General features: G+C 67.7%; 26 protein-coding genes. 11 read left to right on the top strand and 15 right to left on the bottom strand.

What is annotated here, in order from left to right; all coding sequences use genetic code 11:
* Positions 1–47: 47 nt before the first annotated feature.
* The 7 genes from ASE28_RS18455 to ASE28_RS18430 all read right to left on the bottom strand — a co-directional run bounded on the left by ASE28_RS18455 (position 48) and on the right by ASE28_RS18430 (position 5492).
* Positions 48–287, bottom strand: a complete 240-nt coding sequence (locus ASE28_RS18455; protein ID WP_057201837.1) for a DUF2970 domain-containing protein — start codon at positions 285–287, stop codon at positions 48–50.
* Complete coding sequence (locus tag ASE28_RS18450) at positions 284–913, bottom strand: cytochrome c oxidase assembly protein (RefSeq protein WP_057201836.1); 630 nt, start codon at positions 911–913, stop codon at positions 284–286. Before ASE28_RS18450 ends, ASE28_RS18455 begins: the two co-directional genes overlap by 4 nt.
* A gap of 24 nt (positions 914–937) precedes the next feature.
* On the bottom strand, positions 938–1051 hold the full coding sequence (locus ASE28_RS33125) for a cytochrome oxidase small assembly protein (RefSeq protein ID WP_218885856.1): 114 nt from the start codon (positions 1049–1051) through the stop codon (positions 938–940).
* 11 nt (positions 1052–1062) lie between these two features.
* Entirely contained in the window at positions 1063–2697 is a 1635-nt protein-coding gene (ctaD, locus tag ASE28_RS18445; RefSeq protein WP_057201835.1) for a cytochrome c oxidase subunit I, read from the bottom strand.
* 30 nt (positions 2698–2727) lie between these two features.
* On the bottom strand, positions 2728–3897 hold the full coding sequence (coxB, locus tag ASE28_RS18440; RefSeq protein ID WP_057201834.1) for a cytochrome c oxidase subunit II: 1170 nt from the start codon (positions 3895–3897) through the stop codon (positions 2728–2730).
* Between the two features lie 60 nt (positions 3898–3957).
* Positions 3958–4494: a DUF2244 domain-containing protein gene (locus tag ASE28_RS18435; protein WP_235516163.1), complete on the bottom strand. Its 537-nt coding sequence runs from the start codon at positions 4492–4494 to the stop codon at positions 3958–3960.
* Between the two features lie 89 nt (positions 4495–4583).
* Positions 4584–5492, bottom strand: a complete 909-nt coding sequence (locus ASE28_RS18430; RefSeq protein ID WP_057268017.1) for a hypothetical protein — start codon at positions 5490–5492, stop codon at positions 4584–4586.
* Between the two features lie 55 nt (positions 5493–5547).
* On the opposite strand from ASE28_RS18430, the gene ASE28_RS18425 reads away from it, so the two are divergent.
* Both ASE28_RS18425 and ASE28_RS18420 read left to right on the top strand, forming a co-directional pair.
* Positions 5548–6342 (top strand): ComF family protein, encoded by a 795-nt coding sequence (locus tag ASE28_RS18425; protein WP_057267937.1) that lies wholly within the window; start codon positions 5548–5550, stop codon positions 6340–6342.
* A gap of 52 nt (positions 6343–6394) precedes the next feature.
* Complete coding sequence (locus ASE28_RS18420) at positions 6395–6913, top strand: tRNA (cytidine(34)-2'-O)-methyltransferase (protein ID WP_057201831.1); 519 nt, start codon at positions 6395–6397, stop codon at positions 6911–6913.
* Here the strand turns inward: ASE28_RS18420 and ASE28_RS18415 are convergent.
* The 4 genes from ASE28_RS18415 to ASE28_RS18400 all read right to left on the bottom strand — a co-directional run bounded on the left by ASE28_RS18415 (position 6901) and on the right by ASE28_RS18400 (position 9814).
* Positions 6901–7842 (bottom strand): LysR family transcriptional regulator, encoded by a 942-nt coding sequence (locus ASE28_RS18415; RefSeq protein WP_057201830.1) that lies wholly within the window; start codon positions 7840–7842, stop codon positions 6901–6903. The two genes, ASE28_RS18420 and ASE28_RS18415, sit on opposite strands and share 13 nt — an antisense overlap.
* A 62-nt stretch (positions 7843–7904) precedes the next feature.
* Positions 7905–8369 (bottom strand): MaoC family dehydratase, encoded by a 465-nt coding sequence (locus tag ASE28_RS18410; protein ID WP_057202490.1) that lies wholly within the window; start codon positions 8367–8369, stop codon positions 7905–7907.
* Between the two features lie 75 nt (positions 8370–8444).
* Entirely contained in the window at positions 8445–9062 is a 618-nt protein-coding gene (locus ASE28_RS18405; protein WP_057267936.1) for a ParA family protein, read from the bottom strand.
* Between the two features lie 113 nt (positions 9063–9175).
* On the bottom strand, positions 9176–9814 hold the full coding sequence (locus tag ASE28_RS18400) for a LysE family transporter (protein WP_057267935.1): 639 nt from the start codon (positions 9812–9814) through the stop codon (positions 9176–9178).
* A gap of 177 nt (positions 9815–9991) precedes the next feature.
* Here ASE28_RS18400 and kefC point away from each other — a divergent pair, with 177 nt between their 5' ends.
* The 8 genes from kefC (at position 9992) to ASE28_RS18360 (ending at position 18827) form a co-directional block, all read left to right on the top strand.
* A complete protein-coding gene (gene kefC / locus ASE28_RS18395; protein ID WP_057267934.1) occupies positions 9992–11866 on the top strand; it encodes a glutathione-regulated potassium-efflux system protein KefC in 1875 nt (624 codons plus the stop codon).
* A 254-nt stretch (positions 11867–12120) separates the two neighbouring features.
* Positions 12121–14307: a TonB-dependent siderophore receptor gene (locus ASE28_RS18390; RefSeq protein ID WP_082608134.1), complete on the top strand. Its 2187-nt coding sequence runs from the start codon at positions 12121–12123 to the stop codon at positions 14305–14307.
* 12 nt (positions 14308–14319) lie between these two features.
* Positions 14320–15465, top strand: coding sequence for a PepSY domain-containing protein (locus tag ASE28_RS18385; protein ID WP_057267933.1), 1146 nt, complete (start codon positions 14320–14322; stop codon positions 15463–15465).
* Positions 15462–16295, top strand: coding sequence for a hypothetical protein (locus tag ASE28_RS18380; RefSeq protein ID WP_057267932.1), 834 nt, complete (start codon positions 15462–15464; stop codon positions 16293–16295). The genes ASE28_RS18385 and ASE28_RS18380 overlap by 4 nt, the downstream gene beginning before the upstream one ends.
* The gene (locus ASE28_RS18375; RefSeq protein ID WP_235516162.1) at positions 16292–16654 is read left to right on the top strand and encodes a hypothetical protein; all 363 of its coding nucleotides are present in this window, start codon (positions 16292–16294) and stop codon (positions 16652–16654) included. The genes ASE28_RS18380 and ASE28_RS18375 overlap by 4 nt, the downstream gene beginning before the upstream one ends.
* A gap of 25 nt (positions 16655–16679) precedes the next feature.
* Positions 16680–17321 carry a trimeric intracellular cation channel family protein gene (locus tag ASE28_RS18370; RefSeq protein ID WP_057267931.1) on the top strand — a complete coding sequence of 214 codons (642 nt, stop codon included), beginning with the start codon at positions 16680–16682 and terminating at the stop codon, positions 17319–17321.
* A gap of 46 nt (positions 17322–17367) precedes the next feature.
* Positions 17368–17988 (top strand): Pr6Pr family membrane protein, encoded by a 621-nt coding sequence (locus tag ASE28_RS18365; RefSeq protein ID WP_057201821.1) that lies wholly within the window; start codon positions 17368–17370, stop codon positions 17986–17988.
* Between the two features lie 389 nt (positions 17989–18377).
* Positions 18378–18827, top strand: a complete 450-nt coding sequence (locus ASE28_RS18360; RefSeq protein ID WP_057267930.1) for a surface-adhesin E family protein — start codon at positions 18378–18380, stop codon at positions 18825–18827.
* Here the strand turns inward: ASE28_RS18360 and ASE28_RS18355 are convergent.
* Positions 18824–19717, bottom strand: a complete 894-nt coding sequence (locus tag ASE28_RS18355) for a LysR family transcriptional regulator (RefSeq protein ID WP_057267929.1) — start codon at positions 19715–19717, stop codon at positions 18824–18826. The genes ASE28_RS18360 and ASE28_RS18355 overlap by 4 nt on opposite strands.
* Positions 19718–19840: 123 nt before the next feature.
* Between ASE28_RS18355 and ASE28_RS18350 the strand changes: the two genes are divergently transcribed.
* The gene (locus tag ASE28_RS18350; protein ID WP_057267928.1) at positions 19841–20452 is read left to right on the top strand and encodes a short chain dehydrogenase; all 612 of its coding nucleotides are present in this window, start codon (positions 19841–19843) and stop codon (positions 20450–20452) included.
* A 68-nt stretch (positions 20453–20520) separates the two neighbouring features.
* On the opposite strand, the gene ASE28_RS18345 is transcribed toward ASE28_RS18350, so the two are convergent.
* The 3 genes from ASE28_RS18345 to pcaD all read right to left on the bottom strand — a co-directional run bounded on the left by ASE28_RS18345 (position 20521) and on the right by pcaD (position 23235).
* Complete coding sequence (locus tag ASE28_RS18345) at positions 20521–21522, bottom strand: tripartite tricarboxylate transporter substrate binding protein (protein ID WP_057267927.1); 1002 nt, start codon at positions 21520–21522, stop codon at positions 20521–20523.
* A gap of 87 nt (positions 21523–21609) precedes the next feature.
* Positions 21610–22338 carry an SDR family oxidoreductase gene (locus tag ASE28_RS18340; protein WP_057267926.1) on the bottom strand — a complete coding sequence of 243 codons (729 nt, stop codon included), beginning with the start codon at positions 22336–22338 and terminating at the stop codon, positions 21610–21612.
* A gap of 105 nt (positions 22339–22443) precedes the next feature.
* On the bottom strand, positions 22444–23235 hold the full coding sequence (pcaD, locus tag ASE28_RS18335) for a 3-oxoadipate enol-lactonase (RefSeq protein WP_057267925.1): 792 nt from the start codon (positions 23233–23235) through the stop codon (positions 22444–22446).
* Positions 23236–23251 lie beyond the last annotated feature (16 nt).

Genomic DNA, 23251 nt, shown 5'->3' with positions numbered 1-23251 from the left:
TCAAAATCTTTTGTTATCGTAATCGCGGGAACACTTGGCTGGCAGCGTCAGACAATGACGTTCACCAGCGTGATCAATGAAATCACCAGCAGGAACACCGCCACCAGCCCGACCACGATGATGTGCACCGGGTTGAGCTTCTCGACGTCCTGCGCATATTCGCTGCCCTTGCGCAGCCCGATGAACGACCAGGCCACCGCACGGATGGTGCGCAGCAGCGAACCCTTGCGCTGCACCGGCGAGGGTGCCACGGGCTCAGCGGGGTGCGGTAGAGGCTTGTCGGTCATGATCCGGCTCCTTCGACGGCAGGGTGCTGCAGCGCGGGCGCTGCAGCCGTGGATTCGGGCGCCGCAGGCGTCTTGCCACCCACCTCGAAGAAGGTGTAGGACAGCGTGATCGTCGTGACGTCCTTGGACAGGCGCGGGTCGATCACGAAGGCGACGGGCCATTCCTTCTTCTCGCCGGGCTCCAGCACATACTGGTTGAAGCAGAAGCACTCCAGCTTGTTGAAGTGCGCTGCCGCCTGGCGCGGTGCGTAGCTGGGGATGGCCTGGGCGGCCATGCGGCGGTTCTGCACGTTCTGGAACTCGTACATCACCGTCGTCAGCTCGCCGGGGTGCACCTGCACCGAGCGCTGCGCGGGCTTGAAGTCCCACGGCCCGCGCGAATTGGCGTCGAACTCGACGGTGATGGTGCGGCTCTTGTCCACTTGCGTGTTGGCGGGCACCTTCACATCCTTGCCGGCCACGCCGTTGCCGGGCACCTGGCGCTCGGACAGCGACAGGATGTTGATCCCCGTCATCTCGCAGATGTGCTTGTAGATGGGGATCAGCACGTAGCCAAAGGCGAACATGCCGGCCGCAATCACCAGCAGCTTGCCCACCATCTTGGCGTTTTCGTGGCGCAGGTTCATGGCATGGAGCCCTGTGTCTTCTCTTCAGCGCGAGGACAGGAGGACCATCTTGACCATGAACCCGATGAAGAACACCGCAGCCACGGAGGCCAGGATCAGGCCCAGGCGCAGGTTGCTCTTCTTTTGTTCGGGGGTCATGGGCATGGTGTTCAGCCGATCACGCGGGTTGCCGTGGCGTCCAGCTTGGGTGGGGTCTCGAAGGTGTGGAACGGTGCGGGCGATGGCACTTCCCATTCCAGGCCCTCGGCGCCGTCCCATGGCTTGGCGGGGGCAGCAGGGCCCTTGCCCATCATGGCAGGCAGCACCACGGCCAGGAAGAAGTACACCTGCATCAGCCCGAAGCCGAAGGCGCCCACCGAAGCGATGGCGTTGAAGTCGGCAAACTGCATGGGGTAGTCGGCATAGCGGCGGGGCATACCGGCCAGGCCCAGGAAGTGCATCGGGAAGAAGGTCACGTTGAAGGTGATCAGCGAGCCCCAGAAGTGGATCTGGCCGCGCGTTTCGGAGTACATGTGGCCGGTCCACTTGGGCAGCCAGTAGTACACGCCTGCGAACATCGAGAACAGCGAGCCGGCCACCAGCACGTAGTGGAAGTGGGCCACCACGTAGTAGGTGTCCTGCAGCTGGATGTCGATGGGCGCCATGGCCAGGATCAGGCCGGTGAAACCACCCATGGTGAACACGAAGATGAAACCCACGGCGAACAGCATGGGGGTCTCGAACGTCATGGAGCCGCGCCACATGGTGGCGATCCAGTTGAAGATCTTCACGGCCGTGGGCACCGAGATCAGCATGGTGGCGTACATGAAGAACAACTGGCCGGTCACGGGCATGCCGGTCGTGAACATGTGGTGGGCCCACACGATGAACGACAGGATGGCGATGGACGAGGTGGCATACACCATGGAGGCGTAGCCGAACAGCTTCTTGCGCGCGAAGGCGGGCACGATCTGGCTGACGATGCCGAAGGCCGGCAAGATCATGATGTACACCTCGGGGTGGCCGAAGAACCAGAAGATGTGCTGGTACATCACCGGGTCGCCGCCGCCGGCGGGGTTGAAGAAGCTGGTGCCGAAGTGGCGGTCCGTCAGCGTCATGGTGATGGCGCCGGCCAGCACGGGCATCACGGCGATCAGCAGGTAGGCGGTGATCAGCCAGGTCCAGGCGAACATGGGCATCTTCATCAGCGTCATGCCGGGGGCGCGCATGTTCAGGATGGTGACGATGATGTTGATCGAGCCCATGATGGACGAGGCGCCCAGGATGTGCATGGCGAAGATGCCGGCATCCATGGAGGGGCCCATCTGCAGGGTCAGCGGTGCGTACAGCGTCCAGCCGGCAGCAGGGGCGCCGCCGGGCATGAAGAACGAACTCACCAGCATCAGCGCTGCCGGGATCATCAGCCAGAAGCTGAAGTTGTTCATGCGCGCGAAGGCCATGTCGGATGCGCCGATCTGCAGCGGGATCATCCAGTTCGCGAAGCCCACGAAGGCCGGCATGATGGCGCCGAACACCATGATCAGGCCGTGCATGGTGGTCAGCTGGTTGAACAGCTCGGGGTTCACCAGCTGCAGGCCGGGCTGGAACAGCTCGGCGCGGATCAAGAGGGCCAGGACGCCGCCGACCATGAGCATGGTGAAGGCGAACAGCAGGTACAGGGTACCGATGTCCTTGTGGTTGGTGGCGTACACCCAGCGGCGCCAGCCGGTGGGGCCGTGGTGGCCATGGTCGTCGTGTGCGTGGTCGCCTGCGTGCCCATGCTTGTCGTCGAGAACTGCGCTCATTTTGTATTCCTCAATGCGATGGGGCGGTGATTACTTGCCACGCTGGGCCAGGACTTCAGCAGGCTGCACCAGCTGACCGGTCTTGTTGGACCAGTTGTTCTTGGTGTAGCTGACCACGGCGGCGATGTCCGTGTCGCTCAGTTGCGCCCACGAAGGCATGGCGCCGTTGGCCGCGCCCTTGAGCAGGATCTGGATCTGCTTGGCATGGTCGGTGTCGAGCACGATGGCCGAGCCGTCCAGGGGCTTGATCGGGCCGGCACCCTTGCCGTTGGCCTGGTGGCAGGCGGCGCAGTTGGCCGCGTAGACCTTCTCGCCACGCTTGGTGATATCTTCCAGCGTCCAGACCTTGGTCGGGTCGTCAAGCTTGGCGGCGGCCTTCTTCTTCTGGGCAGCCACCCAGGTGGTGTAGTCCTCGGCGGACACGACCTTCACATGGATGGGCATGTAGGCGTGCTCCTTGCCGCACAGCTCGGCGCACTGGCCGTAGTAGTCGCCGATCTTCTCGGCGCGGAACCAGGTGTCACGCACGAAGCCGGGGATCGCATCCTGCTTGATGCCGAAGGCGGGCACCATGAAGGCGTGGATCACATCGTTGGCGGTGGTGATGATGCGGATCTTCTTGTTGACTGGCACCACCATCGGGTTGTCCACCTTGAGCAGGTAGTCGGCGGGCGCGTCCTTGACGTTGCCGCTGTCGGACATCACGCGGTGGCTGCTGTCCAGCGTGGAGATGAAGGCCAGGCCCTCACCCTCGCCGGTGATGTAGTCGTAGCCCCACTTCCACTGGTAGCCCGTGGTCTTGATGGTCAGGTCGGCATTGGTCGTGTCCTTCTGGGCCACCAGCACCTTGGTGGCGGGCAGGGCCATGAGGATCACGATGATGAAGGGGATGATGGTCCAGACCACTTCCACGGTCACGGACTCATGGAAATTGGCCGCCTTGGCGCCTTTGGACTTGCGATGCTTCCAGATGGAATAGAACATCACGGCGAAGACGGCTACGAAGATCACCGTGCAGATGACCAGCATCATCCAGTGCAGGAAATGCTGCTCCTCTGCAATCCTGGTGACAGGGGGGTGCAGATTGAGCTGGTTGACTGCGGGACCGCCAGGCAGGTCTTGAACGGCATGGGCCACGCCGCCCACCCATGCACCGGCGATCAGGAGCAGAGAAGCCAGCTTGTTGGAAATGCTCTTCATAGTTCTCATTTACTTCTAAGCCTCAAATTAACCAATCCCTGCTGGCGCGCCTGCGTGGGGTCAGGCTGCGCGCAAGGCCATGCGTATCTCCGATGCCAGGGCCGGCCGAAGTTCGGGGCGCACGTAGCGCCCCACTTCCACCGATCGGCCCTGTGCAGACAAGGTGATCAGCGACCGGTCGCCGGTCTTGGGTTCCACGCGAACCCAGTTCCGGTCGAATTCGGCACGCTCGAGCTTGCCTGCTGTCTCCAACTCCACCACCAGGCGCGAGCCCTGCAGTGAAATCCTCTCGCCATCGGCCGCATGACGTCCGTACATGGCGAATGCCAATCCAACAACCACCATCTCCAGCCACGCGAAGGGCATGACCAGACGGGCTCCGAGCATCCAGAAGAACGTTGCAATGCCCAGCGAAACCGAACACAGCGACAGGTACATCCAGCCCATCTGCGCGGGGGTGACCGAGCAGTTGCGGGCCAGGCGCCAATCGATGCGCTGACCCGAGACAGTGGCAAAACGAAAAACCAAGCCTGTCACCGGAGGTGCCCACAAGACTGCCGGCTGCAGACCACACCAGAAAAGCCACTGGCGCGGCATGCGCAGCCCGCTACGTTGCGCGGGAAGATGCCCGAAATCCCAATAACCCTGAATTGTAGCGTGCCTTGTTCCATGTCATTGACACGAGCCTACCCGGTACTTCTACCTGTACCGGTGGCCAGCATGGCCCGCATGTCCTGCAGCGAAACCGCACTGCTGGCGCTCATTTTCAGGCGCGGCGCAGGCTTGAAGGCATGGCCGTAGATGATCTCGAAAGTCAGTGCCAACTGCCCGTCTTGCGCAGGGTCGGCCAGGTGCTCCACCAGGGCCGCGTGCATGCGCTTGCGCCAGCCGCGCCCGCGCAAGGCGCCAAAGCGGCCGGGGTGCAGGTTGCAGCCGAGCTCACGCAGCTCCTGCAGCAGGCGCTCGGGCGTGGCGAAGGTGAGCGTGATGCGCTCCATGTCCATCACCGGCTCGGCAAAGCCGGCGTGCACCAGCATGTCGCCCCAGTCGTGCATGTCGGTGAAGGCATGGCCGGCCGGCGGCCAGCCCATCGCGGCATACACGCCGTGCAGCTCGCGCGCGGTGTCGGGCCCCAGGCAGGAGAACATCAGGTATCCGTCGGTCGCCAGCGCGCGGTGCCACTGGCCGATGAGGGCCTGCGGGTCGGCCGCCGTGTGCAGCGCCATGTTGGCCCAGAGCATCTGCACGCTGGCATCGGGCGGCAGGCCGAACTGCGGCGCCGGGCCGCTCCAGCGTGCCGGGCTCCACCAGGGCCGGGCCAGCGCCTGCTCGGCCACCGGCACGCAGTGAGCGGCGGTCTCGGCCACCTGGCAGGCGGCCTTGGGATAGCGGGCACTCACCAGCGCATGGCCCTGCAGGCCGCCGCGCACAGGATCCCAGTGGCACCAGGACGCGGGGGCCTGGCGTATCCACTGCAGGCGGTCCTCCATGCGGCGGGCCACCTCTTCGTGGAGCCAGGGGGCCATGGCAGGCGCGGCGGCATGCCAGCGGGCAGCAGCAAGGGGATCGATCGTGGGGGGGCGCTCTGTGGGCATGTCGTAGGAACCGGGCCCCACGCAGGAACCGGGGGCCCAACGAGTATATTGACTCATGCAGTTCAAGGCGTTCACAGGGCTATCGGGGGTGGGGCGCAGGCTCAGGGCGCTGGCCGGCGCCCTGCCCAACCGGTTTGCGCTGGCCGGCGCCCTGCCCAGCCAGTGCGCCGTCTGTCATGCCTGGCCCGCCACGCGCGTGTGCAAGGCCTGTACGGCCCGCTTCGCCCAGCCGGTGTCGCGCTGCACCCACTGTGCCCTGCGTGTGCCCGAGGGTGTCACGGTGTGCGGCGCCTGCCTGCGCGCGCCACCGGTCTTCGAGCGCTGCCTCGCCGCCGTGGACTACGCCTACCCCTGGTCCGGCGTGCTGGCCGATTTCAAGTTCCGCGCCGACCCCGGCTGGGCCGCCACACTGGCAGCGCTGATGCGCGGCAGCCCTGGGCTGGCGCAGGCACTCGACGCGGCCGACCTGGTGCTGCCCATTCCCTTGTCGCCCGAGCGGTTGCGGGAGCGGGGCTTCAACCAGGCCCTGCTGCTGGCCCGGCAGTTGTCACCCCACAAGGCACACCCCGCCATGCTGCTGCGGCTGCAGGCGGGCGATACCAAGGTACACCAGGCGCAACTGACGCGCGCCGAGCGGCTGCGCAACCTGCGCGGCGCCTTTGCCGTGGAGCCCGCCCGGGCCGCCGGCCTGCGGGGCCAGCGCATCGTGCTCATCGACGATGTGATGACCACCGGCGCCACCTTGCATGCCGCCGCCACCACGTTGCGCGAGGCGGGCGTGGCATCCATCAGCGCCCTGGTGTTGGCCCGCACGGAACCGCACCGGGACCACACCGCAAGCCTCCCATGATTTGTTACAAAGCCCGGCCGCAAAGGACCAGGTTCGCAGCAAAATACCGCCCATGTTCCATATCGTCCTGGTCGAGCCCGAGATTCCGCCCAACACCGGCAATGTGATCCGGCTGGCGGCCAACACGGGGTGCACCCTGCACCTCATCGAGCCGCTGGGCTTTTCCATGGAAGACCGGCTGATGCGCCGCGCCGGGCTGGACTACCACGAGTACACGGCCGTGCTGCGCCATGCGGGCTGGACGGCCTTCCTGCGCGATGCGCAGCCCGACCCGGCGCGCATGTTCGCCATGACCACGCATGGATCGCAGGACCTGTTCGACAACTGCTTTCTGCCAGGCGACTGGCTGGTGTTCGGCGCCGAGACGCGCGGCCTGCCGCCCGAACTGCGCGAGACCTTCCCTCCCGCCCAGCGGCTGCGCCTGCCCATGATCGCCGGGCAGCGCAGCCTGAACCTGTCGAACGCGGTGGCGGTGTCGGTATTCGAGGCCTGGCGCCAGAACAGCTTCGGCGCCGCTGGCGCTGTAGCCGCCCCCTCTCCAAGCGAACTGGCGCAGCTTCAGCCGGGGTGATACCTTTGGTCCGCAATGGCCTGGGGCCCTTGCTCGGACATGAAGTCCAGGAACACCTTGGTGCGCGCGGGCAGCATGCGACCCGAGGGCAGCGCGGCATACACCGTGTAGCGCGAAACGATCCACTCGGGCAGCACATGCACCAGCTCGCCGCTGGCCAATTGCTCCTCGATCAACAGGCGCGCGGTGACCGCCACGCCCGCGCCATCGATGGCCGCGCGCAGCAGCACGCCATTGCTGTCCGACTGCAGCACCGGCGGCGCATCCACCTCCTGCGAGGGCGCATCGCCCGTGGCCGGGTACAGGCGCAGCTTGCGCCCGCCGCCCATTTCCGAGCGTGCGGGTGCGCCCGTATCGCGCAGGTACTCGTGCTGCAGCAGGTCCATCGGCACCTGGGGCACGCCCTTGCGCGCCAGGTACTCGGGCGACGCCACGACGATGGCCTCGCCATGCAGGAGGGCGCGGGCCACGATGTTGGCGTCGAAGTCCTCGCCCGCCACCATGATGGTCACGTCGAACTCGTCGATGCGGCGCAGGGCCAGCGAATCCACGCTGATGTCCAGCATCAGCTTGGGGTAGCGCGCATGCCACAGCGCCGTCAGCGGCGCGAGGAAGTTGGTGGTGAGCACCGGCGGCGCCACGATGCGGATGGTGCCGCGCAGGTCGCGCGTGCTGGCCACGGCCTCGGCTTCGGCATCGTCGATCTCGTTGAGGATGCTGCGCACCCGCTGCAGGTAGACCTCGCCGGCATCGGTGAGCGCCACCTTGCGCGTGGTGCGCTGCAGCAGCCGCGTGCCCAGGTGCTGCTCCAGCTCGGCCACCATGCGCGTGACCACGGGGGGCGACATGTCGAGCGCGCGGGCGGCGGCGGCAAAGCCGCCCTCGTCGACCACGCGGTCGAAGACTTTCATGGCTTGCAGGCGGTCCATCGTTCAGCCCTCCTGCCAAATGTGAAAGAGCGCCGGGTGAAAGGGCGCCGGGCGCCCTGCCCTCAAGGCTTGGCGCCGTAGTTGCGGGCCAGCGACTCGGCCACGCACACGGGCTTGTCGCCACCCTCGCGCTCCACGGTCACCAGCCAGGTCATCTGCATGCCGTCCGGCGCCAGCGGCTCTGCGGCCTGCAGGGTCAGGCGTGCCCGCACGCGGCTGCCCACCGGCACCGGCGAGGTGAAGCGCACCTTGTTCAGGCCATAGTTGACGCCCATGCGCGCGCCCTCGATGGCAATGCCCGACTCGAAGAAGCGCGGAATCAGCGACAGCGTGAGAAAGCCATGCGCAATCGGCGCGCCGAAGGGCCCAGCCTTGGCACGCTCGGGATCCACATGGATCCACTGGTGGTCGCCCGTGGCTTCGGCAAACAGGTTGACCTGTTCCTGCGTGATGGTGATCCAGTCGGTCACGGCGACCTCCTGGCCCACGCAGGCGCTGACTTCGGAGTAGGAGCGGAAGATTTTCATGGCACCAATGTAGCGCTGCGCCACAGCCCGCCTTGTCGGCCGGGTGACAGGTAATAACCCTCAGGCGAGCAGCGCTCATGCGTCGAGCCACTCGCAGATGCCCTGCCACTGCTCCAGGTCGCGCGCCACGCGGCCCGGTGCCACGTCGAACAGCGTGAGCCCGTGCGCCGCCAGGTGAATGTAGTTCTGCGTGTCGCGCAGGTAGCCCAGCACCGGAAACCCGAGGTTGTCCACGAACTGGTGCAGTTGGTCGGCAGCACGCGTGCGCGCATCCACGCGCATGCCCACAATGCCCACCTGTACCCCGGCGGAGCGCTTGTGCTCGGCCAACTGGTCCAGAAATTCGCGCGTGGCGAAGATGTCGAACACGCTGGGCTGCAGCGGCACGATGATCTTGTCGGCCACCTTGAGCACGTCGTTCAGGCGCCAGCCGTGCAGGCCGGCCGAGGTGTCGAGCACCGCATGCGTCGTGCCCTTGGGCGGCTTGCTGATCACGTCGGAGTTGACGTCCCACACGCCGATGGGCCGCGCTGCGGGCGGGCGCAGGCCCAGCCACAGGCGCGCAGATTGCTGGCGGTCGGTGTCGCCCAACAGCACGGGGTGGCCGTGGCTGGCGTAGTAGCCCGCCACATTGGTCGACAGCGTGGACTTGCCCACGCCCCCCTTCGGGTTGGCAACGACGATCACTGGCATCACGAAACTCCTTGCGTTGGGTCTGGCAATGAAATCGGCTGGAAAGACAAAGGCAGGCGCTGACTCCGACTCGCCCGGTCATGCTACCCAATCGATAGCAAGACCCAAGCCCGTCATGCGTGCTGGCCGCCGCGCTTGACGAAGAAGAGCCCGGCGCCCACGGCCATCAACAGCCCGCCGAAGACCCGATTCTGCACACGCAGGGCCCGGGCGCTGCGCATCAGGCGGCGCATGGCGCTGGCGCCGGCGGCGTAGCCGTGCATCACGGTCACGTCCACGGCCACCGTGGTGGCAGCCATCACCAGCAGCTGCGTCCACAGCGGGCGGCTATCGGTCATGAACTGCGGCAGCACGGCCACCATGAAAATGATGCCCTTGGGGTTGGTGGCATTGGTCAGAAAGCCGGTGAGGCAGCGCTTTTGCCAAGTGCCTGCGGGCACCTCTTCGTCGCCTTGCAGCGGCGAGGCATCGCCCGAGCGCCACTGGCAAAAGCCCACATAGATCAGGTAGCCGGCGCCCAGCACCTTGACCACGCTGAAGGCCAGCTCGGACGCAAGCAGCAGCGAGCCCACGCCCGCCCCCGCCACCAGCAGGATCAGCAGCAGGCCCAGTTGCAGCCCGAGGATGGTGGCGCCCGTCTTGCGCACGCCGAACGACAGGCCATGGCTCATCGACAGCACCGCGCCCGAACCGGGGGACACCGCAATCAGGCACGAGGCCGCGAAAAAAGCCAACCAAGTCTGGAAATCCATGGAGCAACCACCACACAAAAGCAAGGGCGCGTATCTTATCAACCATGGTCGGCCCGCACAGCATGTCGGCCTATTGCGCTACCAAAAACAGAGCAAAGCGCAGCGATGCCAAAATGTACACGCCGAGGGAACACACATCCCCAACACAACAGACCACCCCCGGCCCGACCTGCCCCCATGGAACACGCACCCACCTGGCTCACCTACGGCTTTCTGTACCTCACGGCCGCCGTATTGGCCGTGCCCATCGCCAAGGCCCTGGGCCTGGGCGCCATCATCGGCTACCTGGCGGCCGGCATCGCCATCGGGCCCTGGGGCCTGGCCTTGGTGAGCAATGTGCAGGACATATTGCATTTCGCCGAGTTCGGCGTGGTGCTGATGCTCTTTCTCGTCGGGCTGGAGTTGCAGCCCAGCCGGCTGTGGGCGCTGCGCCGCCCCATCTTCGGCATGGGCAGCGCCCAGGTGCTGGGCTGCGCGGCGGTGCTCTTCGTGCTGGCCAGCCTGGTGGGCCTGCCCTGGCGCGTGGGCCTGGTCGGGGCGCTGGGGCTGGCACTGTCGTCCACGGCCATCGCCCTGCAAAGCCTGGCCGAGCGCAACCTGATGCGCACCAGCAGCGGGCAGGCAGGCTTTTCGATTTTGCTGTTCCAGGACGTGGCGGCCATCCCCATTCTGGCGCTGCTGCCGCTGCTGGGCGCCGCAGCCGGCGCGGGCACCAGCCACTCGCCGGGCGAGGTGGCGCTGGAGGTGGCCAAGATCGTCGGCGTGATCGCCGCCATCATCCTCGGCGGGCGCCTGCTGCTGCGGCCCGTGCTGCGCTGGATCGCCAAGAGCAAGACGCCCGAGGTCTTCACCGCCGCCGCGCTGCTGCTGGTGGTGGGCATCGCCATGCTGATGGTGATGGTCGGGCTGTCGATGGCGCTCGGCGCCTTTCTGGCCGGCGTGCTGCTGGCCGACAGCGAGTACCGGCGCGAGCTGGAGGCCGACATCGAGCCCTTCAAGGGCCTGCTGCTGGGCCTGTTCTTCATTGCCGTGGGCATGAGCATCGACTTCGGCGTGCTCATGCGCTCACCCTGGCTCATGGCGGGCATCCTCTTCGGCTTTCTGGCCTGCAAGGCGGTGGTGATCTATGCGCTGGCGCGCGCGGTGAACATCCCCTACCAGGAGCGCCCCGTGTTCACGTTGCTGCTGGCACAGGGCGGCGAGTTCGCCTTCGTGGTGTTCCAGGCCGCCGCCGGCGCCCAGGTGTTCCCCGCCGAAACCGCCTCGCTGCTCATCGGTGCGGTGGCGCTGTCGATGCTGCTGAGCCCCTTGCTGCTGGTGGTGCTGGACCGCGTGCTGCTGCGCCGCTATGCGCACGTCAAGGCGCCCGAGGCCGACGAGATCTCGGAGCCGCAGGAGGCGCCCATCGTGATCGCAGGCTTCGGCCGCTACGGCCAGATCGTGGCGCGCGTGATGCTGATGCAGGGCATACGCACCACCGTGCTCGACCACAGCGTGGAAATGCTGGAGGTGGCGCGCACCTTCGGCTACCGGGTGCACTACGGCGACGCCACCCGGCTCGACCTGCTGCGCATCGCGGGTGCCGGGCAGGCGCGCATCCTGGTGATCGCCGTGGACGACCCCGAGCAGTCCGTCAAGATCGCCGTGCTGGCGCGCAAGCACTTCCCGCACCTGCAGGTGGTGGCCCGCGCGCGCGACCTCACGCACTGGAACAATCTGCGCGACGCCGGCGTGACACTGGTGCAGCGCGAGCTGTTCGAGTCGAGCATGCACAGCGCCCGCACGGTGCTCGAGCTCATGGGCCTGCCGCCTGAAGAGGCCAGTGAGATGACCCGGCGCTTTCGCGAGCACAACATCGCCCTGTCCGACCGCATGTACCCGCACCACCGCGACCGCGCCAAGATGATCGCCGTAGCGCGCGAGGGGCGCAGCCAACTGGCGGAGCAGATGGCCAGGGAGCGGCAGGAGGCTGCGGCGGCGGGCGGCGACGGCGGCTATCCTGGGTATGCAGGGCCAGACAGCAATCCTCCTGTCGGCGGTGAAGAGCGCTGAGACAAGCCGGCCAAAGACATCGCGATGGATCGGCACTTGCAGGGATGGAATGGGCCCCGCCTGAAGTGCCGATGAAATCCGGGCGGCCCTGACCGACCCACGGAAGGTGGTACGCGAGAGGACGATTCCACCCCTCTTTACAATTCTTCGCAAACGCGATTCATTCGCATTACAATTCTTATCTTCAAGCAAGCCAAGTGTCCCGTCAGGATGCCCGCCAGCTCCCGCCGCTCCTCCTGTCCCGGACCCTTTCCATGCACACCCTGCCCCAACGCGCAGCGCTGCGCCTGCGTGCAACCGCCACGCACCGCCCTGCCCTTTCGCCCACCCGCTCTCCATCGCGTGCCGCCGGCCTGTTCGCCCTGACCCCGCTGGCCCTGTGCCTGGCGCAGTCCGCCTTTGCACAAGCTGCCGCCGATGCCCCGGCCACCACTGCGCCCCAGCTGCAGGAAGTGCGCATCAACGCCAGCACCGAAAAGGACATGGGCTTTGCGCCTGTGGAGGCCCAGACGGCCGGCAAGGCGCCCATGCGGCGGTTGGAAACCCCGCAGTCCGTCAGCGTGGTGACGCGCGAGCAGATGGAGTCGCGCCAGATCACCAATGTGCAGCAGGCGCTGCAGACGGTGGCGGGGGTGAGCCCTGTCAACTTCGGGCGCCGGGGCTTTGACGACCTCAACATCCGGGGCTTTCGCGCCACCGAATCCATCCTTGTCGATGGCCTGGTGCAGAGCCCGGGCATGTGGGCCAAGCTGCAGCCTTATGGGTATGAGCGCTTCGAGGTGCTCAAGGGCTCGGCCTCGGTGCTGTATGGCCAAGTGCAGCCGGGCGGCATCGTCAACGCGGTGAGCAAGCGCCCGCGCAAGGAGCCTTTGAGCGAGGTGGGGGTGGAGGTGGGCAGCTTCGGCCAGCGCACGCTGCAGGCCGACGTGAACCGGCCGCTGTCCGAATCGGGCAAGACAGCGCTGCGCATCAATGCGCAGGTGACGGATGCCGACGACCCGACGCAGTTCGTCTACCGCAAGGACCGCTGGTTCGCGCCGTCCCTCTCCATCGACCTGGGGGCGCAGACCGATCTGGTGCTGTTCGCCACCTACAGCCGCAGCGAGTGGATGCGCCAGCAGGGCATCACGCCCTATGGCACGCTGCTGCCCAACCGCAACGGCACGCTGTCCCGCACGCTGTTCACCGGTGATCCCGCGTTTGGTGTGTACGACGTGGAGAGCACCACGCTGGGCTACGCGCTGGAGCACCAGGTCTCGCCTGCGATGACTTTCCGCCAGAACGTGCGCTACGAGACCGAGAAGGGCACGGGCAATTTTGTCTCCAACCAGGCGCTGCAGGCCAACCAGCGGCTGCAGAACCGCAGCGCCTCGCGCCAGACCATGGACTACGACCTGCTGGCCACCGACACCTCGCTGCTCACGCGCTTCGAGGCGCTGGGCGCAAAGCACCAACTGGTCACGGGCCTGGATGTGCGCAGCGGCCACAGCCTGCTGGCCAGCCGCACCTGCTCCATTGCCGCGCTGGACCTGTTCGCGCCGGCCTACGGCGTGCAGGCCAACTGCCCTGCGGCGCGGACCAGCGACGCGCCCGGCAAGCTCACGGTGGCGGGCCTGTATGCGCAGGACCAGATCAAGTTCGGCCAGGGCTGGACGGCCCTGGTGGGCCTGCGCCGCGACTGGTCCACCAACGACATCGACAACCGCGTCACGCGCGTGCAGACGCAGCAAAAGGACAGTGCCACCACGCTGTCGGCCGGCCTGGTGTACGAGTTCAAGCCCGGCTGGGCCGCCTATGGGAGCTACGGCGAGTCCTTTTTGCCGACCTCGGGCCTGGCGTTCAACGGCACGCCCTTTGTGCCCGAGACCGGCAAGCAGTGGGAAGCCGGCTTGAAGTACGAGGCCCCGGGCGGCCAGCTCACGGGTGCGCTGGCCCTCTTTGACCTGGTGCGCGAGAACGTGACCACGGCCGACCCGGTGAATACCGGCTTCAGCGTGCAGACCGGCCAGCAGCGTGCGCGCGGCCTGGAGGTGGAGCTGGGGGCCGATATGAAGAACGGCTGGAAGCTTACCAGCGCCTACACCTACACGCAGACCAAGGTCACGCGCGACAACAACGCCGCCATCGTGGGCCTGCCGCTCAACCTCACGCCGCGCCACACGCTCACGGCCTGGGCCACCTACAAGCTGCCGCAGTACCAGCGCGTCACGCTGGGCCTGGGCGGGCGCTATGTGAGCGAGCAGATCGGCTCGTACCCGTTCACGCTGCCCTCGTACGTGGTGGCCGATGCCTCCATCAGCTACGCGGGCGAGAACTACCGCCTGACGGCCGGGGTGAAGAACCTGTTCAACAAGGCGTATTACGACGGCGCAATCAACGCCAACGTGGTCTCGCCCGCGCTGCCGCGCAACTTCAGCCTGGGGCTGACGTACTTCTTCTGACCCGGCGCCACCATGCCCACCAGCCAGCGCACGCTGAACCGCCTGTTCGTCCTGCACTCGTGGGCGGGCATCGTCACGGGGCTGTTGATGTTCATCGTCTGCTTCTCGGGCGCGGTGGTGGTGTTCAAGAACGAGATCGACCTGTGGGCCAACCCGTCGCTGGCGGGGTTGCCGCGCACCGAGCCGCCCGCGCCGCTGGCCACCGTGCTGGCGCAGTTGCAGGCGCACTACCCGGGCGCCACGGTGGAGACCATCGCGTTGCCCGACGCCACCAACCCCAGCTACTTCGCCCATGTGCGCGAGCGCGGCGCCCCCGCCAGCCAGCGCACCAAGGTGGCCCTGCGCTCGGACACGGGCGCCGTGATGGGCCCGGTGGACAGCCAGCTCGGCCAGTACCTGCGCATGCTGCACGTGTTCTTGTTCTTCGGGCCGCGCTGGATCGTGGGCTTTCTCGGCGCGGCCATGCTGGTGCTGATCGGCACGGGCATCGTGATCCACCGCAAGATATTGGCTGAGCTGTTCACCCAGCGCTGGGGCCGCAGCTTTCGCGTGGTGATGTCGGACCTGCACAAGTCCGCCGGCATCTGGGGGCTGGGCTTTCACGTCCTGATCGCGGCCACGGGGGCCTGGCTGGGGTTGGCGCCGCTGTTCGAGCAGGGATACAAATACGTGATGGCGGGCGCGCCAGCCGCCAGCGCCGCGCGCAAGCCACCACCGGCCGCCGAGCCCGCGGCAATGCAGTCCCTCGACGCCCTGTACCGCAGCGCGCAGCAGGCCGTGCCGGGGCTGGAGGCACGCTATGTGTCGCTGCGCCGCTGGGGTACCAGCGCGGCCGAGGCCAGCTTCACCGGCGCCCTGGCCGGCCACCTGGCCAGCACGGCGCGGGTGGACATGAACGCCGCCACAGGTGCGCCAAAGAAGACGTTGGACCCGCGCACGGCGGGCTTCTGGTCGCTGGTCAACGGGCTCATGGAGCCGCTGCACTTCGGCGACTTCGGTGGGCTGGCATTGAAGTGGCTCTACTTCATCCTGGGCATGACGCCGGCGTTTTTGTCCATCTCGGGCACGCTGATCTGGCTGGACTCGCGCCAGCAGCGGCGGCGTGAATCGCAACCGGCAGGGCAGCAGGCCAGCGGGCCGCCAGGGCTGCAGGCATGACGAAACAGGCCGCAGCCCCTTGCGCCTCCTTCGTGGTGCGCTGCTTCCTCGCGCTGCACGCCACCGTGCCCGCCGCCGTGCTGGTGGCCGTGCTCATGCACCTGTGGCCACCCGCCGGCCTGCCGCCGCTGGCGCAGCGGCCGGTGTGGGCCGTGTGGACGCTGATTGCCACCTGGCTCATCACCTCGCTGCTCGCGGCCTGGGCGCTACGCCACCTGGCGCTGTGGCGCGTGTCGCTCTGCGCGGCCGGCGGGCTGCTGGGGCTGGCCGGCGCGGCGGGCATGGTGCTGGGCGCGCCGCTGCAGTGGCCCATGTTGGCCAGCCTGGTGGCACTGGGCGCCGTGCTGTCGGGCCTGGCCGCCTTCATTGGCCCGGCGCGGGTGCAGGCGAACCGCCGCCGCGACAACGGCAGCCACCCACCGCGCCGCGCCGCGCGCGGGGGATGGCACTGGCCCGCCATGCCCTCCACGCAGGCCCTTTCTTTCTGGCTGGCGGGCCTGCTGGCCATCGAGTCGTTTCGCATCGCGCACATCGTGGCGGCCGAGCCGGCGCGCTCGGCCGGCATGCTGGGTCTGCTGGTGGCCTTCTTCCTGGTGCTGCCGGCCGCCATGCTGCAGGCCTGGTGGCCACGCGCCGCCGCCGTGCTGGCAGCGCTGGCCGCAGCGGCCCTGGCGGGGCTGGCCTGGCGATCGGGCATGGCAGTGTGGGGCGGGGCTGCGGCCCTGTGCCTGGCCATGGGCATCGCGGTGCTGCACCGCCAATGGAAGCACCGCGCAGCCTCCTCCGTGCACGCCACACGGCCTGGGCAGCGCGCGGAGTCTGCCGCATGATGGGCGACACGCTCGCCCTGGCCTGCACGGCCGCCGCCTGCCTGCTGGCCCTGGTGCACTGGGCCCAGGCCACTGCTACGCGCGCCTGGGGCGATGTCCTCGCCGGCCCGCCAACGCAGCGCAAGGCCTGGGGCCTGGCGCTGGCCACGCTGGCGCTGCAGGCCAGTGCCGCCACGATGGCCGCCGGCCCGGCTGCGGGCATCGCCATCGCGCTCGCATCGTGGATGGTGCTGGGCTGGGGCCTGGTGCTGGCCATGAACCAGTGGCCAAAGGGCAGCCTGCGCTGGGCGCGCCGCATTGGCGCGGTGGGCTGGGCTGGCTGCGTACTGGGCCTGCTTATTCACGCACTGGCCTGGTGACAGGTCGCGCGGCACAATCGCCGCCATGGACCTGCTCGACGCCCCCTGGATTCAGACGCTGCGCTTTTTTCTCGAAGTCGCGGCCACCATCGCCTTCGCGCTATCGGGCATCATCGCCGCGGCGCGCAAGCGCATGGACGTGGTGGGCGTGTGCGTGGTGGCCTTCGTGGCAGCGTTTGGCGGCGGCACGCTGCGCGACCTGCTGCTGGACCAGCGGCCCTTCTTCTGGGTGCGCCACACCGGCTTCATCTGGGGGCTCATCGCGCTGTGCGTGTGCGCCATGCTGTTCATGCGCCAGCGGCATTTTCAGCCCACCGAGCGCGCCATGCTGCTGCCCGACGCCATCGGCCTGGGCCTGTTCGCCGCCGTGGGGGTGGACATCGCCAAGGCCATCGGCATGCCGCCCATCATCGCCGTGATGATGGGCGTGACCACCGGCGTCTTCGGCGGTGTGCTGCGCGACGTGCTGTGCAACGAGGTGCCCCAGGCCTTCAGCGACCACCGTCCGTACGCCCTGTGCGCGTTTGCCGGCGGCTGGATCGACGTGGCCCTGCGCCAGCTGGATGCGCCGGGCTGGGCGCCGCTGCTGGCCTGCGTGGTGGCCACGGCCGGGCTGCGCGGGCTGGCGCTGTGGCGCAACTGGGAGTTGCCGGCGTGGCGGGTGTGATGCTCCGGCCACGCAGCAGCTTCATCGCCATCAACGACGATCCACCATGACCCCAACGCCCCTCACTGCCGTCCTCCGCCTGGCCTTCGCCCTGCTCGCACTCGCCGCCATCGGCTGGCAACTTTGGCTGCATGTGGGACTGGGCTACAGCGCGCTCAACTTCTTCAGCTACTTCACCAACCTGTCGAACCTGTTGGCCGCTGGCGTCTTGATCGCTGGTGCATGCCGCCAATGGACACACGCGCGGCCCTCGGCGGCTTTCGAATCGCTGCGCGCCGTGGCCGCAACCTGCATGCTGGTGGTCGGCGTGGTGTTCGCGCTGCTGCTGCGCGACGTGGATCTGGGCGCGCTGAGGCCTTGGGTGAACTCGGTGCTGCACCATGTGATGCCCGTCGTGGTGCTGCTTGACTGGCTGCTGTGGCCGCCGCGCCCGGCCGTGGGCGTACGGCCGCTGCGCTGGGTGGTGGCGTTTGCGGGCCTGTATCTCGCGTATTCAATGGTGCGCGGCGCTGCCGTTGGGTGGTATCCCTACCCCTTCCTGAATCCAGCAAAGGTGGGCGGGTACGGCGGCGTGGCGGTGTATGCAGTGGGAATCGCGGTCGTCGTCGTGGTCGCAGGGTGGGCGCTGCTGGCCTGGGCACGCCGGCGTGAAAGAGTACAAACGTAGTGTGGGACAGGTCGAATCCTGTCCAAAACCCCATCTCTGCGAAGTTGAGTGCCCGACAGCGATCAAAATCCGCAATGGCTCGTCACGACACTGCCATCATCCCCGGCACCACCAGGATGCACGCCCCGAACGCCAGCCCCTGCAGCCGGATGGTGGTCTCGGCGGACATTACGGTAGGGCGTTTGATCAAACCCTTTGCCTCGGACGTGCCCAACAACTACAGTTGATTGGCTGTTGGCAGAAACATCGGATTGGCGCATCACCTGAACGGGTGGGCCCGCCACGGCCCGGCGCGCGCCCTGTTGTAACAGGTAGAAACTGAGCACCAGCCTCAGTGATAATGATTTTCCGATTGCCACCACCCGTCCCTGGACACCCCCAAGCCTCCCATGCTCTGCGCCGTTGTTCTATGTATCGCAGCCCTGGTTGGGGGCCAGCAACCACCAGCGCAACCGCAGCAACGGCCCGTTTCATCGGATGGCTGGTTCACGCTGAGCGGTGACCGCGCCGAGGCGGGCAAGAACCTGATCGAGATCCTGCCCGAGCCCATCGGGGTGGACCAGCGCGTGGTGCTTGACCTGCGCGTATCGCGCGACCAGCAGCGCACCTCGTTCCGGGGCCAGAAATACCGCTCCTACTACGCCAAGGTCGTGGTCGACTGCCCCTCGCGCAAGGCCTGGTACCTGTGGCTCTCGTACTACGCGCAGCCCGAGTGGGCCGGTGCCATAGTCGGCCGCGAGGAGTACAAGGAAGGCGAGGCGCCGGTGCTGTTCAAGGACATGTCGGGCGAATGGTCGCGGCGCATGATTTCGGCGGCGTGCAAGGTGCGCAATCTCTAGCCAGGCTCCCCCATCGCCCGCACCATGAACTCGATGAAGCGCGCCAGCTTGGGTAACTGGCGCCGGTCTGGCGCATAGACGAGATGCACCGGGCGCGCTGCCGGCACGCAGCGGGTGAGCACGGGCACCAGCCGCCCCTCGCGGATCTCTTCGGCCAGCAGCACCTCGGGCTGCATGATGAGGCCCAGGCCGCGCAGCGCGGCCTGGCGCAGGCCGTCGCCCTGGTTGCAGGTGAAGCGCGCCAGTTCCGGCCACTGGAAGGCCTTGCCGCCATCGTCGTACAGCGTCCACTCCACGCGCCGCTGCCAGACCGAATGGCTCAGGCACTGGTGCTGCGCCAGGTCGGCCACGCGCTCGGGGTGGCCGTGGCGCGCCAGATAACCGGGCGTGGCGGCGATCACCATGCGGTAGGGCTTGAGTGGCCGGGCCACCAGGCCCTCGTCGGCAATGGCGCCGATGCGCACGGCGGCGTCGAAGCCCTCGCCCGCCATGTCGACCACGCTGTCGGTCAGTTGCAGCTCCACACGCACCTGCGGGTGGGCGAGCAGAAAATCAGCCACCAGCGGCGCGATCACCTGGTTGCCCAGCGTGAAGGGTGCGCTCACGCGCAGCAGGCCCTGGGGCACGGCGCGGTTGCGCTCCACGGCTGATTCTGCCCAGCGCACCTGTTCGAGCACGCGCCGGCAGTCCTCGTAAAAGGCCGCGCCCACCTCGGTCAGGCTGTTCTGGCGCGTGCTGCGCTGAAACAGGCGCGCACCCAGGTGCTCCTCCAGCTGGCGGATGTGCTTGCCCACCATCACGGCCGAAATGTCCTGCTGGCGCGCCGCAGCGGCAAAGCTGCCGGCCTCGACCACCGCCACCATGACCTCCATGTTGCGCAGCTTGTCCATGGCGATTACGAACCCCAGATTAGTTCAAGAATAACTTCACTGTACTTTATGCGCCGATTGATTCACAAAACAATCCAGGCTTCTTCAACGCTTTCGGGCAACACCCGCAAAAAGGAACAAGCCATGTCCACCACCAGCAAGATTCTTCTCATCGGCGCCAGCGGCACCATCGGCCAGGCCGTTCTGGCCAATCTTTCGGCACGCCACGAGGTCATCACCGTGGGCCGCACCAGCGGCACGCACCGTGCGGACTTCTCGCAACCAGGATCGGTGGCGGCCTTGTTCAAGGCGGTCGGCAAGGTGGATGCCATCGTCAGCACCGCTGGCAACCTGCACTTCGGCCCGCTGGCCGAGATGACGGCCGAGCAGTTCAACCTGGGCCTGCAGGACAAGCTGCTGGGCCAGGTGCAGCTGGCGCTGCTGGGCCAGCACTATCTGAACGATGGAGGGTCGATCACGCTGACCAGCGGCATCGTGGGCATCGAGCCCATCCGCAACGGGGCCAACGCCACGGCGGTGAACGCCGCCATCGACGGCTTCGTGGCGGCTGCCGCCATCGAGCTGCCGCGCGGCCTGCGCATCAACGCCGTGAGCCCCACCATCCTGACCGAATCGGTGGGCAGCTACGGCCCCTTCTTCCCAGGCTTCGAAACCGTGCCCGCCGCGCGTGCTGCACTGGCCTACCAGCGCAGCGTGGAAGGCGGGCAGACCGGGCGGGTGTACCGCGTGCAGTGAGAGGCTGAGCACGCAGCGTGTGCAAAGCCCCGCTGGCCGGCGCCTGCCAGCGAGGGCTTTTTTCTCTCTCAGTCCAGGCTAGCGCCCGACTCCTGCACGACCTTGCCCCACTTCACGCTTTCCGCCTTGATGAAGGCGGCGAACTGCTCGGGCATTTCGCTGGTCGTCTCGGCGCCTTGCTCGTTGATCTTCTTCTTCACCTCGGCCTGGTTGAGCACCTTGACCAGGGCGGTGTTGAGCTTGGCGAGCACCGGCGCGGGCGTGCCGGCCGGGGCGAACATTCCGAACCACGAGGTGGCCTCGTAGCCGGGCACGCCGGCTTCGGCGATGGTGGGCACGTTGGGCAGCTCGGGCGAGCGCTTGGCGGTGGTCACGGCGATGGGCACGAGCTTGCCTGAGCGCACGTGCTGGATGGCTGAGGGCATGTTGTCGAACATGATGCCGATCTGGTTGCCCAGCAGGTCGGTCACAGCGGGGGCGCTGCCCTTGTAGGGCACGTGCACCATGTCGACCTTGGCCAGCGACTTGAACAGCTCGCCCGACAGGTGGATGGAGCTGCCGTTGCCCGACGAGCCGAAGTTGACCTTGCCGGGGTTGGCCTTGGCGTAGGCAATCAGCTCCTTCACGCTCTTGTAGGGCTGGGCCGGGTTGGCCACCAGCAGGTTGGGCACGTTGGCCACGCGCGTGAGGGGCGCAAAGTCCTTGACCGGGTCGAAGGGCATCTTCTTGTACAGGCTGGCGTTGATGGCGTGCGTGCCCACCGTGCCCATGAACAGGGTGTAGCCGTCGGCCGGGGCCTTGGCAGCCAGCGCGCCGCCGATGTTACCGCCCGCGCCTGCGCGGTTGTCCACGACGACCGGCTGGCCCAGCTCGCTGGTCAGGGCCTGACCGATGATGCGCGCCAGGATGTCGGTGGTGCCGCCCGCCGCGAACGGCACGACGATGGTCACGGGCTTGCTGGGGTAGGCGGCTTGTGCCAGCGCGCCGGCAGGGATCGCAGCGCCGACAGCGGCGGTGGCCAATGCAGCCAGCAGGGTGCGGCGGGTGGAGGGAAAACGGATGGGGTTCATGTCATCTCCTGAACACGGTTAGAAATGGGGAAGCGAGAAAGGCGAGGCCACTGGCACTGCAGGGACCCCGGGGGAGAAGATGTGGCGTCAGAGGCCGGCGACGCCAACCGTCATGCCGCCGCAGACATAGAGCACCTGGCCCGTGACAAAACCGCTGCGCGCATCGAGCAGGTAGGACACGGCATGCGCCACGTCGTCCGGCGTGCCCACGCGCTTGACGGGCACGGATTCGATGATGGCGCGCGTGCGCGGTGCGTCGGGCGGGTTGGCGCGGTCGAACAGCTCGGTGCGGATGGGGCCGGGGCCGATGGCGTTGGCCGTGACGCCGTGGCGCCCCAGCTCCAGCGCCCACACGCGCGTCATGCCGATCAGGCCGGCCTTGGTGGCCGAATACGCGGTGCGCAGCTCCTTGCCCAGCGCGGCGCGCGAGGACATGTTGACGATGCGCCCGAAGCCCGCCTCTTTCATGCCGGGCAGCAGGGCCTGCATGCACTGCAGGCTGCAGCGCAGGTTCAGCGCCACGGCCAGATCGAACTCGTCCAGCGTCTGGTGCTCGGCATCGGCCGGCACCACCACGCCCACGTTGTTCACCAGCCGCGTGATGGGGCCGCCGGCCAGCGCCTGCTGCAGCGCGCGCGCCGTGTCGGCCGTGTTCGACAGGTCGGCCTGTATGCCGCCGGGCACGTGGTCGACCACGCGGTCGATGACCACGGGCTCATAGCCGTCGGCCCGGCAGCGCTCGGCCGTGGCCGCGCCGATGCCGGCACCACCGCCGGTGATGAGGACGCGCTCGCGCTGGGTGCTGGGGTGGGTCATGGGGATTCTTCCTTCACAGATTCAAGGGGCGGCCAGGGTTGCGCCCAGCCAGCGGGCGCCACATGCGCCATTCGGCGCGGTGGCGGGGGCGGCGTGTTCCGGTGCTCAGGCCACGAAGGCGGCCAGCGCGGCGTCGAATTCGGCCGGGGCTTCCAGGTTGGACAGGTGCGATGCCGGCAACTGCACCAATTGCGCGCCGGGGATCACGGCCTGCATGGCCTGGGCGTCGGCCACCGTGGTCACCGGGTCGGCCGCGCCGGCGATCAGCAGGGTGGGCACGGCGATGCGCGCGATGCTGCTGCGCAGGTCAGCCTGGGCCAGGGCCTCGCAGCAGGCGGCATAGCCTTCGGGGGCGATGCCGGCGATCCAGCCCTGCGCCTGGCGCACCAGCGCGGGCTGCGCTGCCACGAAGGCCTCGGTGAACCAGCGGCCGGGCGACGATGCGGCCAGCTCGGCCATGGCAGCAGCGCCCTTCTCGCGCACCAGGGCGGCGCGGGTGCGCCAGCCCTCTTCGGTGCCGATCTTGGCGGCGCTGTTGGCCACCACCAGGTGGTTCAGCCGGTGGCCGGCGTGCACGCCCAGCCACAGGCCGGTGAAGCCGCCCATGGAGATGCCGCAGAAGCTGGCGCGCTCGACCTGCAGGGCGTCGAGCAGGGCCAGCACATCACCGCCCAGTTGCTCGAAGCTGTAGGGGCCAGGCGGCACCACGCTGCCGCCGTGGCCGCGCGTGTCGTACCGCACCACGCGGTGGCTGGTGGCCAGGCGCGCGGCCTGCGCGTCCCACATCTCCAGGGTGGTGCCCAGGGAGTTGGAGAGCACCAGCACGGGCGCGCCCTCGGGGCCGTCGATGGCGACGCGAAAGGCCCCGGCGGGGGTCTGCAACAAGGTAGTGGGCACGGCCTGGCTCCTGTAG

Source organism: Acidovorax sp. Root219, assembly GCF_001428665.1.
Taxonomy (GTDB): domain Bacteria; phylum Pseudomonadota; class Gammaproteobacteria; order Burkholderiales; family Burkholderiaceae_C; genus Acidovorax.
This window is presented reverse-complemented; position numbering and strand designations above follow the sequence as displayed.